Annotated in this window: 13 protein-coding genes; 5 read left to right on the top strand and 8 right to left on the bottom strand. The window is 66.3% G+C overall.

The genetic code is table 11. The features are described from left to right. Positions 1–12 precede the first annotated feature (12 nt). Together rsgA and AC1DP9_RS01395 are read right to left on the bottom strand one after the other, a co-directional pair. Entirely contained in the window at positions 13–978 is a 966-nt protein-coding gene (gene rsgA / locus AC1DP9_RS01390; protein ID WP_477106418.1) for a ribosome small subunit-dependent GTPase A, read from the bottom strand. Beyond that, entirely contained in the window at positions 975–2,225 is a 1,251-nt protein-coding gene (locus AC1DP9_RS01395) for a M48 family metallopeptidase (protein WP_092290865.1), read from the bottom strand. Before AC1DP9_RS01395 ends, rsgA begins: the two co-directional genes overlap by 4 nt. 167 nt (positions 2,226–2,392) lie before the next feature. On the opposite strand from AC1DP9_RS01395, the gene orn reads away from it, so the two are divergent. Further along, positions 2,393–3,019: an oligoribonuclease gene (orn, locus tag AC1DP9_RS01400; RefSeq protein ID WP_092290314.1), complete on the top strand. Its 627-nt coding sequence runs from the start codon at positions 2,393–2,395 to the stop codon at positions 3,017–3,019. A 78-nt stretch (positions 3,020–3,097) separates the two neighbouring features. Beyond that, positions 3,098–3,979: an AEC family transporter gene (locus AC1DP9_RS01405; RefSeq protein WP_477106419.1), complete on the top strand. Its 882-nt coding sequence runs from the start codon at positions 3,098–3,100 to the stop codon at positions 3,977–3,979. Positions 3,980–4,004: 25 nt separating this feature from the next. Here the strand turns inward: AC1DP9_RS01405 and mog are convergent, their stop codons facing one another. Next, positions 4,005–4,640 carry a molybdopterin adenylyltransferase gene (gene mog, locus AC1DP9_RS01410; RefSeq protein WP_477106420.1) on the bottom strand — a complete coding sequence of 212 codons (636 nt, stop codon included), beginning with the start codon at positions 4,638–4,640 and terminating at the stop codon, positions 4,005–4,007. Beyond that, positions 4,637–5,254 (bottom strand): ribosome biogenesis factor YjgA, encoded by a 618-nt coding sequence (yjgA, locus tag AC1DP9_RS01415; RefSeq protein WP_304441446.1) that lies wholly within the window; start codon positions 5,252–5,254, stop codon positions 4,637–4,639. The genes mog and yjgA overlap by 4 nt, the downstream gene beginning before the upstream one ends. A 69-nt stretch (positions 5,255–5,323) precedes the next feature. Here yjgA and pmbA point away from each other — a divergent pair, with 69 nt between their 5' ends. After that, positions 5,324–6,691 (top strand): metalloprotease PmbA, encoded by a 1,368-nt coding sequence (gene pmbA / locus AC1DP9_RS01420; protein ID WP_092290863.1) that lies wholly within the window; start codon positions 5,324–5,326, stop codon positions 6,689–6,691. Positions 6,692–6,769: 78 nt separating this feature from the next. Here the strand turns inward: pmbA and AC1DP9_RS01425 are convergent, their stop codons facing one another. From AC1DP9_RS01425 to AC1DP9_RS01435, 3 genes are all read right to left on the bottom strand, one after another. Beyond that, on the bottom strand, positions 6,770–7,270 hold the full coding sequence (locus tag AC1DP9_RS01425) for a dihydrofolate reductase (protein ID WP_477106421.1): 501 nt from the start codon (positions 7,268–7,270) through the stop codon (positions 6,770–6,772). After that, the gene (locus AC1DP9_RS01430) at positions 7,267–8,061 is read right to left on the bottom strand and encodes a thymidylate synthase (RefSeq protein ID WP_477106422.1); all 795 of its coding nucleotides are present in this window, start codon (positions 8,059–8,061) and stop codon (positions 7,267–7,269) included. The genes AC1DP9_RS01425 and AC1DP9_RS01430 overlap by 4 nt, the downstream gene beginning before the upstream one ends. A gap of 148 nt (positions 8,062–8,209) precedes the next feature. Next, positions 8,210–8,914 (bottom strand): TerC family protein, encoded by a 705-nt coding sequence (locus AC1DP9_RS01435; protein WP_092290303.1) that lies wholly within the window; start codon positions 8,912–8,914, stop codon positions 8,210–8,212. A 564-nt stretch (positions 8,915–9,478) separates the two neighbouring features. On the opposite strand from AC1DP9_RS01435, the gene egtD reads away from it, so the two are divergent. Both egtD and AC1DP9_RS01445 read left to right on the top strand, forming a co-directional pair. After that, positions 9,479–10,567, top strand: a complete 1,089-nt coding sequence (gene egtD, locus AC1DP9_RS01440) for an L-histidine N(alpha)-methyltransferase (protein WP_477106423.1) — start codon at positions 9,479–9,481, stop codon at positions 10,565–10,567. A gap of 141 nt (positions 10,568–10,708) precedes the next feature. Continuing rightward, complete coding sequence (locus AC1DP9_RS01445) at positions 10,709–11,965, top strand: SUMF1/EgtB/PvdO family nonheme iron enzyme (protein ID WP_477106424.1); 1,257 nt, start codon at positions 10,709–10,711, stop codon at positions 11,963–11,965. A gap of 97 nt (positions 11,966–12,062) precedes the next feature. On the opposite strand, the gene AC1DP9_RS01450 is transcribed toward AC1DP9_RS01445, so the two are convergent. Further along, a complete protein-coding gene (locus AC1DP9_RS01450) occupies positions 12,063–13,985 on the bottom strand; it encodes a DEAD/DEAH box helicase (protein ID WP_092290300.1) in 1,923 nt (640 codons plus the stop codon). Positions 13,986–14,606 lie beyond the last annotated feature (621 nt).

Consider the following 14,606-nt stretch of genomic DNA (forward strand, 5'->3'; position numbering starts at 1 on the left):
GCTACTCCACGGTTACCACGGCTTCTGCTGCCGGGACTCGTGCAGCAACTGCGTGTAGAGCTGATGGCGGCGCTCGGAGATCTCGCCGCCGTCGATGGCCGCCAGCACGCCGCAGCCGGGCTCGTTGATGTGATGGCAGTTATAGAACCGGCATTCGGTGAGCCTGGGCCGGAACTCGGGGAACGCGCGCTCCAGCATGCCTTCGCTGAGGTGGTGGAGGCCGAATTCCTGGAAGCCCGGCGAGTCGATCAGGTAGCCGGGCCGGTCCTCGACCGTGCCCCAGTCCGCTGGCAGGTGATAGAGCCGCGTGAACGTGGTGGTGTGCTTGCCGGAATCGAGCTTGGCCGAAATTTCACGCGTCTGCGCTTCCACGCCGGGAATCAGCAGGTTCAGCAGCGACGACTTGCCCATGCCCGACTGGCCGATCAGGATGCTCGACACCCCGGCCGTGCGCGGCTGGAGTGTCGCCAACGCCTCTCCCGGGCGGCCATGGACGGACAGCTCGACGGTGTCGTAGCCCAGGTCCTGGTAGAGCTTCAGGCGCCGCCGGGCGTCGTCCAGCCGTGCGGTCAGGTCGGTCTTGTTCAGGATGACGAGGGGACGAATCGCCAGCGCCTCCGCCGACACCAGCGCGCGGCCCAGCAGATCCTCGGAAAAACTCGGCTCCGTGGCCAGCACGATGACCACCTGGTCGATATTGGCGGCCAGCATCTTGGACTTGAACTGGTCCGAGCGATGCAGCAGGTTCTTGCGTGGCGAGACGGCGGTGATCACGCACTGGTCCGCCGCGGCCATGTCCACGGCCACGTGGTCGCCCACGGCGCAGTCGCTCTTCTTGCCGCGCGGGAATGCGTGGATCCGCGATCCGTCGCCCAGCTCCACCACATAGTGGCGGCCATGGGCGGCGATGATCAGTGCAGTCTCGGAAGCTTGGCCGGTGCCCTTGCCGGCGTTGTGATGGCGCGCGTGACGGTTCATGCGTGCGCCAGCAGGCGGTCGATCCGCTGCGCCGCCGGCGGGTGCGAATAGTAGAACGCGCTATAGATGGGGTCGGGCGTCAGCGTGGACGCGTTGTCCTTGTACAGCTTGACCAGCGCGGACACGAGGTGACCGGCATTGGTCTGATGGGCCGCGAACTCGTCGGCCTCGAACTCGTGCTTGCGCGACGACTGGCTGGCCAGCGGCCCGAGCACGAAGGTGAACACCGGCAGCGCCAGGAAGAACAGCACCAGCGCCAGCGCGTGGTTGCTGGTGCCGAAGTTCGGCAGCACCCCCAGCCCCGTGTAGAACCACGCCCGCGTGGACAGCCAGCCCAGCAGCGCCAGGAACACCAGCGAGAGCGCGAAGGTCACAGCAATCATCTTGGCCACGTGGCGGCGCTTGAAGTGACCCAGCTCGTGCGCCAGCACGGCTTCCACTTCCTCGCCGTCCAGGCGGGAGAGCAGGGTGTCGAAGAAGACGATGCGCTTGGCCGCGCCGAAGCCGGTGAAGTAGGCGTTGCCGTGCGCGCTGCGCTTGCTGCCATCCATGACGAACAGGCCCTTGCTGGCGAAGCCGCACTTGCGCAGCAGCGCCTCGATGCGCTGGCGCAGGCCCTCGTCGGCCAGCGGCTCGAACTTGTTGAAGAGCGGGGCGATGAAGGTCGGCACGATCACCTGCAGCAGCAGGCTGAAGGCCATCCACAGCAGCCAGGTCCAGACCCACCAGTAGGTGCCGGCGCGCTCCATCAGCCACAACACGGCCAGCAGCAGCGGCAGGCCCAGCACGCAGGCGACCAGCGTCATTTTGGCGAGGTCGAGCAGCCACAGGCCAAACGTCATCTTGTTGAAGCCGAAGCGCTGCTCGATGCCGAACTGGCCATATAGCGAAAACGGCAGGTCGACCAGGCCGCCGATCAGCGCCACGCTGGCAATCAGCGCCACCCCGTACAGGTAACCGCCGCCGTCGAACACACCGAGCCAGAAGTGGTTCAGCGCGTGCAGCCCGCCCAGCATGGTGAAGCCGATCAGAACGGCGGCGCCGGCCAGCACCTCCAGCATCGACAGCCGCGTGCGGGCGATGGTGTAGTCGGCGGCCTTCTGGTGGGCGGAGAGCGTGATGGTGTCGGCGAAGCGGGCCGGCACGGCGCCGCGATGGCGGCCGACATGGCGCACCTGGCGCGCGGCCAGCCAGAGCTTGGTCAGCACCATGACGACCAGCGCGGCCAGGAAAATCAACGTGAACATCGGCAAGGCCATAGTAGTTTCGCGAAAGTCGCTCGGTGAGACTGCCGACCGGCGGCGAGGGTACGCAGCCGGGCAATTGTGGCGGATATGCGAGAATTATAAATTGTTCGCGCCGGACGCCTGTCCGGCCGGTTTTCTTCCTGTCCCCAATATCGAGCCGTACCCAGATGACTAGCCCAGCCGCCACCTCCGTCAAAAGTGAAAACAACCTCATCTGGTTGGATATGGAAATGACCGGCCTGCAGCCGGATTCCGACCGGATTATCGAGGTTGCCGTGGTGGTGACCGACTCCGAACTCAATATCCTGGCCGAAGGGCCGGTGCTGGTGATCCATCAGGCCGACGCCGTGCTCGACGGCATGGACAACTGGAACAAGGGCACGCACGGCCGCTCGGGCCTGATCGACAAGGTCAAGGCGTCCACGCTCACCGAGGCGCAGGCCGAAGCCGAACTGCTGGCGTTCCTGAAGCGCTGGGTGCCGGCCGGCAAGTCGCCGATGTGCGGCAATTCGATCTGCCAGGACCGCCGCTTCATGGCGCGTTACATGCCGAAGCTGGAATCGTTCTTCCACTACCGGAACCTCGATGTTTCCACGCTGAAGGAACTCTGCAAGCGCTGGGAGCCGGCCATCCACAAGGGTTTCGCCAAGCGCCAGCTGCACACGGCGCTGGCCGATATCCTCGAGTCGGTGGAGGAACTGCGCTACTACCGCACGCACTTTATCAAGGCGTCCACGCCGGCCGCCACGGAAACCCCGGCGGCGCCCGCTGCGCCCACCGCCCCGGCAGCCTAAGACAGAACAAGAACCCCGCGGGCCGGTCAGTCCTTCCGCTTGACGGGGAGGGGCCCCGGCTACGCCGCCCCTTCCGCCATGTTCACCCGTATCGTTTCGATCATTACGCCGGTCATCCTGATCATCCTGGTCGGATGGCTCTACGGCCGGCGCGCCCACCCAGACATGACCGGCATCAACCGCGCCACGCTCGACGTGATCGCGCCGCTGCTGGTGGTCTCGGCCTTCGTCAGCAAGGATTTCGTGCTGGCGGACCAGTTGGCGCTGCTTGGCTGCGCGGTGGCGGTGGTGATCGGCTCCGGCATCCTTGCGTGGATCGTCGCCCGGCTGATCAAGGCCGATCCGCGCACCTTCGTGCCGCCGATGATGTTCAACAACAGCGGCAACATGGGCCTGCCGCTGTCGGTCTTCGCGTTCGGCCCGGCCGGGCTGGCGCCGGCGGTGGCGCTGTTCGCGGCGTCGAACCTGATGCACTTTACGCTGGGGCTCAAGATCGTCAACCGGCATGCCTCGCTGACGCAGATCGCCCGCAACCCGATGGTGCTGGCCACCGTGGCCGGCGTGGCGCTGTCGCTGGCGCGGCCGTGGTTCACGCTGCCCGAGCCGGTTTTCGAGTCGATCAAGCTGCTGGGCGATGCCACGGTGCCGCTGATGCTGTTCGCGCTCGGCGTGCGGATGAAGGACGTCAGCCTGCGGAACTGGGGGATGGGGTTGCTGGGCGCGGCGGTGTGCCCGCTGGTGGGCATTGCGGTGGCGCTGCCGCTGGCGCTGTGGGTGCCGCTGACCGATCTCCAGCGCGGGCTGCTGTTCGTCTTCGCGGCCCTGCCGCCGGCGGTGCTCAATTTCCTGGTGGCCGACCATTTCCGGCAGGAGCCGGATCAGGTGGCCTCCATCGTGCTGCTCGGCAACATCGGGGCCGTGGTGTTCGTGCCCCTCGGGCTCTACCTCGGCCTGAAGTAGCCGTTCTCTCTCTGTATATATCTAGTCAGGACTTCGCGCGGATGGCGTGCTTCGGGCGCCATGCCTTGACCACGGCCTCGTCGGTTTCCACGTAGGGGCCGCCGATCAGGTCGATGCAATATGGCACCGCCGCGAACACGCCCTGGACCACGGACTTGCCGTCGGCATCGCGCAGACCTTCCAGCGTCTCGCGGATGGCGCGCGGCTGCCCGGGGAGGTTGATGATCAGCGCGGCACGGCCCGGCGTCTCGCGGATCACGGCCACCTGCCGCGACAGGATCGCGGTCGGCACGAAATGCAGGCTGACCTGCCGCATCTGCTCGCCAAATCCTGGCATTTCCTTGGTACCGACCGCCAGAGTTGCCTCCGGCGTCACATCGCGCCGTGCCGGGCCGGTGCCGCCCGTGGTCAGCACGAGGTCGCAGCCCGCCACATCCACCAGGTCGATCAGCGTGCGCGAGATCAGCGCCTGCTCGTCCGGAATCAGCCGTTCCACCCCTTGCCACGGCGAGGTCAGGGTGCGGCCGAACCAGTCCCGCAGGGCGGGGATGCCCTCGTCCTGGTAGGTGCCGGACGACGCCCGGTCAGAAATCGACACGAAACCGACGATCAGCTCGTCGGGATGCTTTCGAGATACGGGCGTAGTCAGGGGAGCGGTCATGCCTCGGGCTCCTGTGCGGGCGGGGTGGCGGCGTCGGCTGCGGCGCCAGTGGCGGCATCCTTCTCTTCCAGCGCGGTCTTCACGGCCTGGAACAGCTCGCGGAAGTACTTGGGCGGCTTGCTCATTTCGCGCTCCTTGCGGGCATTGCGGATGATATTGCGCACGGCCTGCACGTCCACGGTGGGGTGCTCGCCGAGGAACTTGGTCAGCATCGCGTCGTCGGCCAGCAGCAGTTCGCGCCAGCGTTCGATCAGGTGCAGCCGGGCCGTCTCGGCCTTGCTGGTGCCCTTGAAGCCTTCCAGCGCTGCGCGGATGGCGTCGAGTTCGTCGTCGTCCAGCCCGCGCATGACCTTGCCGACGAACTGCATCTGGCGGCGCTTGCCTTCGTGGCTGTTGATCTTGCGGGCGGCGTGGATGGCGTCCGCCAGCGACTCAGGCATCGGCACGCGCGCCAGGCGGTCCTTGGCCAGGGCTTCGAGCTCGACGCCCAGGTCTTGCAGCGCGGTCATGTCGCGCTTGCGCTGCGACTTGCTCTTGGGCAGGTCGTCGTCCGGCTCGGGGGCAAAGCCACCGGGGAAACGGGAATTGGAGGGGCTACGGGTATTTCGCGTCATAGCCGGCATTTTATCTTGCTATGATTCCCGTTTGGACTTTTGATCACGCTTGCCCACATGGACCACCGCATGGACCAGATTGCCGACAAAACCTCGCATTTCACCTATTCCCAGGACCAGCTCAAGGCCATGGCGGCCGATGTGCTGCGCGTGGCACGCGAGCTTGGGGCTACCGACGCCGCTACCGAGATCTCGGAGGGCAGCGGCCTGTCGGTGACGGTGCGCAAGGGCCAGGTGGAGACGATCGAGCAGAACCGCGACAAGGTGGTTGGCGTTACGGTGATGATCGGCCAGCGGCGCGGCAACGCCAGCACGTCCGATTTCTCGCCGGCGGCGCTGCGCGCCACGGCCGAGGCCGCCTACAACATCGCCCGCTTCACCGCCGAGGACGATTGCGCCGGGCTGGCCGAGGAAGACCTGCTCGAGAAGAATCCGCAGAACCTGGACCTGTTCCACCCGTGGACGGTGGACGCCGAGGGCGCCATCGACATCGCCCGTCGCGCCGAAGCGGCCGCGTTCGCGGTCTCGCCGAAAATCCGCAACAGCGACGGCGCGAGCGTTTCCGCGCAGCATTCGCAATTCGTGCTGGCCACCTCGCGCGGTTTTTCGGGCGGCTACCCGTATTCCCGCCATTTCATCTCGTGCGCGCCCATCGCCGGCTCGGGTGGCGGCATGCAGCGCGACGACTGGTATTCGTCCAAGCGCTCCCCGCTGACGCTGGCCGCGCCCGAGGACATCGGCCGCTACGCCGCCGAGCGTGCGCTGGCTCGCCTGAATGCCCGCAAGCTGACCACGCGCAAGTGCCCGGTGCTGTTCGAAGCGCCGCTGGCCGCTGGCCTGCTCGGCGCGTTCGTCCAGGCGGTGTCCGGTGGCGCGCTGTATCGTAAATCGACGTTTTTGTACGACACGCTGGGCAAGGCCGTGTTCGGTCCGGACATCCAGATCCATGAAACGCCGCACGTGCCGGGCGCGATGGGCAGCGCCCCGTTCGACGAGGAAGGCGTGCGCACGCGCGAGCGCGACGTGGTGCGCGACGGTGTGGTGGAAGGCTATTTCCTCTCCACCTACTCGGCGCGCAAGCTGGGCATGAAGACCACCGGCAACGCCGGCGGCTCGCACAACCTGAAGCTGACCAGCACCCTGACCCAGCCGGGCGACGACTTCGCCGGCATGCTCAAGAAAATGGGCACCGGCCTGCTGGTGACGGAGCTGATGGGGCAGGGCGTGAACTACGTGACGGGCGATTACTCGCGCGGCGCGTCGGGCTACTGGGTGGAAAACGGCGTGATCCAGTATCCGGTGGAAGAAATCACGATTGCCGGCAGCATGGTCGAGATGTTCAAGCAGATCGTGGCCATCGGCGCGGACTCGCTGGTGCGCGGCACCAAGGAAACCGGCTCGATCCTGATCGAACAGATGACGATCGCCGGGAACTGACCGGCTGGGGACTGGGGCTGGATCGCCCAACGAAAAACGGCAGGGTTTGAACCCTGCCGTTTTTTTTGCAGCCTCGGCTTACTCTTCGCCGGAAGGCGGCCGTTCGTACGTCACGAACGCGTAGTCGAACTGGTTGGCCTCGGAGTGATGCGTCTCGCGGGTCAGTTCGATCCAGCGGGTCCGGTCCACGGCCGGGAAGAACGCGTCGCCGGCTACGTCGGCGTCGATCTCGGTAACGATCAGCCGGTCCGCGCTGGGCAGCGCCTCGGCGTAGAGCTGCGCGCCGCCAATCAGGAAGACCTGCTCCACGCCCACGCAGAGCCGCTGGGCGTCTTCGAGCGATGCCACCACCTCGGCGCCTTCCAGCTTCAGGTCCCGGTTCCGGCTCACCACGATATTGCGGCGCCMCGGCAGCGGTCGGCCGATGGAATCCCACGTCTTGCGGCCCATGACGACCGGCGCGCCCATCGTCGTACGCTTGAAATGCTGGAGGTCTTCCGGCAGGCGCCACGGCAGCGTGTTGTCGCGGCCGATGGTGCCGTTGCGTGCCCGGGCGACGATCAGGGTCAGCAGCGTCATACGGCCACCGGCGCCTTGATCGCGGGGTGCGATTCATAGCCCACCAGCGCGAAATCCTCGTACTTGTAGTCGAAGATGCTGTCCGGCTTGCGCTGGATCTGGAGCGTCGGCAGCTTCATCGGCGCGCGCGCGAACTGGGTTTCCACCTGCTCGAAATGATTGTTGTAGATGTGGCAGTCGCCGCCGGTCCAGACGAAGTCGCCCACGGCCAGGCCGGCCTGCTGCGCGATCATGTGCGTCAGCAGCGCGTAGCTGGCGATGTTGAACGGCACGCCGAGGAAGATGTCGGCGCTGCGCTGGTAGAGCTGGCAGGACAGCTTGCCGTCGGCCACGTAGAACTGGAAGAACGCGTGGCAGGGGGGCAGCTTCATCTGCGGGATCTCGCCGACGTTCCAGGCCGAGACGATCAGGCGGCGCGAGTCCGGGTTGTTGCGGATCTGCTGCATCAGGTCGGCGATCTGGTCCACGTGGCGGCCGTCCGGCGTCGGCCAGGCGCGCCACTGGTAGCCGTAGATCGGGCCGAGTTCGCCGTTCTGGTCGGCCCACTCGTCCCAGATCGTCACGCCGTGTTCCTTCAGGTAGGCGATGTTGGTCGAGCCCTGGAGGAACCACAGCAGTTCGTGGATGATGGACTTCAGGTGCAGCTTCTTGGTGGTGACCACCGGGAAGCCCTCGTTCAGGTCGAAGCGCATCTGGTAGCCGAACACCGAGCGGGTGCCCGTGCCGGTGCGGTCGGCCTTGTCGGTGCCATGCTCGTAAACATGGCGCATGAAGTCGAGATACTGTTTCATCGGCTTGGAAGCGAGGGCGGGGAGAAAGTGATGTCGGCGCCCGGGGGCGCCCGAGCGGGGATTTTACCCGCAAAGCAAAAGACCGCCCGGAGGCGGTCTTTTGCTGCGCCGCGGCAGGGGGCTGCCGCGCGCCGGGGTCTGACTGGCGTCAGTGGCTTTCGGCCGGGGTAGTGCGCACGCGACGCTTCTGCGTCAGGTAGCCCGCGCCCAGCACGCCGCCGATGATCAGCACATAGAGGCCAAGCTGCACGATCGAATGCGTCTCGAAGTACGTCTTGATCAGCGGCTCCTTGACGATCATGTGCACAGCCGTGAAGGCCAGCACGCCGGCGCCCAGGTAGATGATGATCGGGAAGCGCGACATCAGCTTCAGCACCAGCGTCGAGCCCCAGACCACGATCGGGATGCTGATCAGCAGGCCCAGCACCACCAGCAGGAAGCTGCCGTGCGCGGCGCCGGCTACGGCCAGCACGTTGTCCACGCCCATCACCGCGTCGGCGATGATGATGGTCTTCATCGCGCCCACCAGCGTGGTGGCGCCGCCGCCGTGCTCGTCGCCATCTTCCTCGGCGGCCAGCAGCTTGTAGGCAATCCAGACCAGCGCCAGGCCACCCACCAGCATCAGGCCAGGGATCTTGAGCAGCCAGACCACGCCGATGGTCATGGCCGAACGGACCACTACGGCGCCGACGGTACCCCAGACAATGGCCTTCTTCTGCAGATGCGGCGGCAGGTTGCGCGCCGCCAGGGCGATCACGATGGCATTGTCCCCGGCCAGCACCAGGTCAATGACGACGATGGACAGCAGCGCCGTCAGAAACTGCATCGTGAACAAATCGGTGAACCACTCCATGAACTCTCCTCGGGTACGAACGAATAGCTGCAAGCCAATTTGGCCCGCAAGGGTTTTTGTTCACCTGAGATCACGAAGCACGGGAGTTGGAAACGCCTTTGCAACGTGAAACCAGGTTGCAAAGGTCTTGCTCGACACACAGACGCGGAATGCGCGGCAGGGTCAGCACAACCGGAGACGGGTCGCGTCTCGGAATGACGATTGTGCTAAGGGCAATGGCCCCCAAGCTACTCCCCTTTGAAGGGACGCGTCCGCAGATACTGCATGAGCGGTCGCGCTGGGCGGGATTATAAGCGAAATGCGAGGAAAAATGTTGTGCAGCCTACATGCCATTTGAATGTATCTAACATGAGGCTTTTGGGTGGAGATTTCGACATTGTCAGCGGATGTAAGTCGATGCAAGGCATCCTGCACGCATATCGATATGCACCTATCCTATTGGGACTGGCTTCGGCCGGTGCGCGTCAGACTGCACAGGCGCGGACTCCGATGACGGTCGCCTGGCGCTAGCCATGGCGGTTTTGAGGGATTCACGTAGTGCCCCATCGACAACAAGGAAGCGTCATGCCGGCTGTTACGACACCACTGAACCCAACTCGACCTCTCTCCAAAGCCAATCACAACCACCACGCCCCCGCCCCCACACTCGCGCCCGAGCCATCCCCGGTCATCGTCAATGGCAATGGCCATGCCCCGGCGGCGCTCCAGCCCGAATTCGTCCAGCAGTACCACGAGGACAGCGGCGCCCTGCGCGCCGAGATCGTCGCTGGCCTGACCCGGCATCCGGCCAGCATCAGTCCGAAGTTTTTCTACGATGTGCTCGGTTCCCGGCTGTTCGAGGCGATTACCGACCTGCCCGAGTACTACCCCACGCGCACCGAAGCATCGATCTTCGCCACCTCGGCGCCCGCCATTGCGGCGCGCGCCGGCAGCGGCTGCGTGCTGATCGACCTCGGTGCGGGCAACTGCGAGAAGGCCGCGCGGCTGTTCCCCAGCCTCCAGCCAGCGCAGTACGTGGCGCTCGATATTTCCGTGGAGTTCCTGCGCGGCACGCTGACCGGCCTGCAACAGCAGAATCCGCATATTCCGATGCTGGGCCTGGGCGCGGACCTCTGCGGCCCGCTCGACCTGCCCAGCGGCGTCCGGCGCGGGCGGCGGCTGTTCTTCTATCCCGGCTCCAGCATTGGCAACTTCGCCCCGATCGAGGCGCTCGCGCTGCTCCAGCGCCTGCGCGCGGCGGCCGGGCGCGGCGACGGCGTACTGATCGGCGTGGATCTGTTCAAGGATTCTGCGACGCTGGTGTCGGCCTATGACGACGCCCTCGGCGTGACCGCCGCGTTCAATCGCAACGTGCTGCGCAACCTGAACCGCATCRTTGGCAGCGACTTCGCGCTTGACGACTGGCGCCATGCGGCCAGCTTCGACGCCCGGTCCTCGCGCGTGCAGATGCATCTGGAGGCCACGCGCGACGTAACCGTGCGCTGGGCCGACGGCGAGCGGCGCTTCGCGGCCGGGGAGCAGATCCATACGGAGGATTCCTATAAGTATCGTCCGGAGGACTTCTCGATCCTGCTCGAGTCGGCCGGCTTCACCGATCCGGTGTGCTGGACCGACCCGAACGGCTGGTTCGCGGTGTTCCACGCGCGCGGCTGACCGTCGCGGCCGGGTCCGCGACAGAAGCCGCAGCCCAAGCAGGGGATTGAATGCCCGGGAAGGGCCATCGTCGCGCCAGTGTCATAATGCGCGCAGCCGGTGGCCCCGGCATCCCTTTTACCTTCTGTCACGGATCTGTCGATGAGCGGCTTCTCCATGCTTCCCGATCTTCACTTCACTGGCGGCAAGGCGACGTGGGCTGACGCGCGCCGGCTGCCGCGCGAAGGGCTGGCGCAGGCGCTGGTGGAGTCGCGCAATCGCACGCTGGCGTGGCTGGCAGCCTTCGGCCAGACCCGCAAGGGCTGGATGGTCACGCGCCAGTACGACTGCAATCCGCCGCTGTGGACCCTCGGTCACATCGCCTGGCATGCCGAATGGTGGTGCCTGCGCGGCGTGCGCCATCTCGAACGGGGTGGGGTGCGGCTGCCGGTGGCCAGTGAGCCGTCGCTGCTCGACGGCGCCGATGAATGGTTCGACCCGGACCGCATCGGCCCGGACGAGCGCTGGGAAATCGTGCTGCCCGATGTCGCACGCGTGAAGCAGTACGCCACGCAGGTGCTGGACGGCCTGCTGCGCCGCATCGCCCTGTTGCCCGACGACGAAGATGTCACGCTCTATCCGTTTCGCCGGGCGCTGTTCCATGAGGATGCCCAGGGCGAGACCATCGCCGCGCTGCTTCAGGCGCTGGGCATGGCGCCGGCCGAGCCGGCTGCCGTGGGCCCGTCGATCTCCGTCTCGCACAACGGCACGCTGCACTTCCCGGGCGGCCGCTTCACGCAGGGCTGGCATGACCCGGACGGCCTCGCGCTGCCGGACGAGCTGCCGGCCCAGCAGACCTATGTGCCCGCGTTCGATATGGACGGCGCGCTGGTCACCAATGCGCAATTTCTTGAGTTTGTCGAAGACCACGGCTACGAGCACCCGTCGTGGTGGTCGGCGGCGGGGCGGCAATGGCTGATGACGCAGGAGCGCTCGGCGCCGCGTTACTGGTCGCGCCACTTGGTCACGCGGGCGTGGATGGTGTCGCGCTTCGGCGCGGAGCGCACGCTCAATCCCGACGAGCCGGTGCGCCACGTCACGCTGTTCGAGGCGCAGGCATGGTGCGTCTGGGCCGGCCGGCGGCTGCCGCAGGAAGTGGAGTGGGAGCTGGCAGCCACGCAGAATCGTGGCCTGCAATGGGGCGCGCTGCGCGAGTGGACGGCCACACCCTACGAGCCCTACTCGGGCTTTGTGGCGCAGCCGGCTGACCTGGAGTTGGTGGGACGCTTCGGCACGCACCAGGCCGTGCGCGGCGTCTCGTTCGCGAGCCCGGCGCGCCAGCGCCATACCCGGGCGCGCACGGCGCTGCTGCCCGAGGACGATGTCTCCTTCGTCGGCTTCCGGTCCTGCGCGGTGTAGGCCCGGACGTCGATTCCATCGCACGCAGGCAAAAAAAAACGGCACCCGAGGGTGCCGTTCTTCATGGATCGTAGCGACCGGTCACCCGGTCAGCCGATCAACGCTCGTAGCGCGAGCGGGTGTTGCCGTTGCGCTGGCCGCCGAAGCCGCCGCGATCGCCGAAGCCGCGGTTGCCGTCGCGCGGAGCGCCGCCTTCACGGTTGCCGCCGAAGCCGCCACGGTTCGCGCCTTCGCGGTTACCGAAACCTTCGCGGTTGCCGAAGCTGCGGTCGCCGAACGAGCGCTCGCCGCCGAAGCTGCGTTGCTGCTCGCCGCCGAACGGACGCTGTTGCGGCTGGCCACGGTCGCCGAAGCCACGGTTGCCGTCGCGCGGTGCCGCCGCAGCGCCTTCACGGTTGCCGAAGCCTTCGCGATTACCAAAGCCTTCACGGTTGCCGAAGCCGCCGCGATCGCCGAAGCCACGGCTTTCGCCGCCGCCGAACTTGCGGTCGCCGAAGCTGCGCTCGCCGCCGGTGCCGCCATTGCCGCGGTAGCCACCGCCGCTACCGCTGTTGCCGCCGCGATAACCGCCGCCGGTGCCACTGTTACCACGGTAGCCGCCGCCGCTGCCGCCCGGCTTGCCGCCGAAGTTCGAACGCGGCTTGGGCTGGCGACGCGGCTCGAGGCCTTCGATCACCGACGCGTCGATGCGGTGGTTGGTGAAGCGCTCGATGCGCTTCCACTGGAACATGTCGCCATGGTTCACGAGGTTGATCGCGATACCCGAGCGGCCGGCACGGCCGGTACGGCCGATACGGTGCACGTAGTCTTCCGCCTGCTTGGGCAGGTCGAAGTTCACCACGTGGGTGATGTCGGGCACGTCGATACCGCGTGCGGCCACATCGGTCGCCACCAGCACGCGGATGTTGCCGCGGCGCAGGGCGGTCAGCGTGCGGTTACGCGCACCCTGGGTCATGTCGCCATGCAGGGCGCCGGCCGAGAAACCGGTGTCCGAAAGACGTTCGGCCAGTGAATCGGCATCGCGCTTGGTCGCCGTGAAGACGATGGCTTGCTTGAGCGAGGCGTCGCGCAGCAGGTGATCCAGCAGGCGCTCCTTGTGCGACATGTCGTCGGTGAAGTGCAGGCGCTGCTCGATGTTGCTCTGGTCGGCGCGGACGGCGGCGATCTCGATGCGCTGCGGGTCGCGCAGCTGGCGCGAGGCCAGTTGGGCGATGCGGGCGTCGAGCGTGGCCGAGAACATCAGCGTCTGGCGCGTGGACGGCGTGGCCGCGACGATGGCGTCGATGTCATCGGCAAAGCCCATGTCCAGCATGCGGTCGGCTTCGTCGAACACGAGCATGTCGAGTGCGGACAGGTCGATACGGCCGGCCTCGATGTGATCGAGCAGGCGGCCCGGCGTGGCCACGAGGATGTCAGGCATCTTCGACAGCATGGCCAGCTGCTTCGGGTAGGGCATGCCGCCCAGGATGCTGGCGCAGACGATGCGGCGCAGATGGCGGCCGTACTTGGCGGCAGCCTCGGTCACCTGCAGGGCCAGTTCACGTGTCGGCGTGAGCACCAGCAGCGACGGCTGGGCCGGCGACGGACGGGGGCGCTTGCCCTTCATGCGCTTGACGGGTTCGTCGCTGCGCGGACGATTCGGGGCCGCCTTCTCGCTGATGCGCTGGATGGCGGGCAGCATGAACGCGGCGGTCTTGCCCGAGCCGGTCTGGCTCGAGACCAGCAGGTCACGGCCGGCCAGGAACTGGGGAATGGCCTGGGCCTGCACCGGCGTCGGCGTGAGGTAGTTCAGTTCGGAGAGGGCGCGCAGGATGGCTTCGTCCAGACCGAGCTTGGCAAAGCCGTTTTCGGCGATGTCGACGGGCTGGGCTGCCTGGGCGGGTGCTGCGGACGCTTCGGGCGCGTCACCGGCGGTCAGCATGGCGTCGAGCTTGTCGAGCGGGCTGATGTCGGCGGGCGTGGCGGATGCGTCGGTGGCGGAGGCAAAAGATTGCTCCGCACGGAAATCGTGCTGGGTCATGTCGTGCTTATTAAATATGCATGGCACCCCCGCGGTCATGCGCAAAGGGGTGGGCGCAGTGCAAAGTCTTAAAAAAGGCTTCGGCGCCAATCGGTAGGCCGTTCGACAGACTCAGCTGGCAACACGGCGGCAGGCAGGGTGGGCGGCTGGTTTTTTAAATAAACCGGCTACTAATCCCTGGCAGGCAAACAGCGCAGGCAAACAGGCTGTTCATCAGGATCGGAGACGAGGCGACGTCTGGTGAGCGGTGCGTTCTGGCCAACACCTGTCACGGAACATCTGGAGGACAGAGGCGGGGTGCAGAGCTTGGGAGGTAGCGGGTACGCCATGGCAGGATTGCCGGGCGTTTTGCGGAACTCACAGTGCGAAACTCACGGCGCGCAGTATAGCAGAACAATTAAATTTTTGTTGCAGTGCGAAACGTAACGAGATGTGTCGCGCACATATGGATCACGGCAATCATCCGGCGCCACTTGCGAATGCGTCTCGCTTGAAAGCGGGGGCGTCCTGCCTATACTCAGAGCGCGAGCAATCCATGCCCGCATGGGGCGGACACCCATCGTTCCCGATGATTCGCCTTCGGCAAGGTTAGCTTGCCGCTCGCCCCCGGCATTGCGGTCA

Source organism: Cupriavidus sp. 01L43 (genome assembly GCF_056399925.1).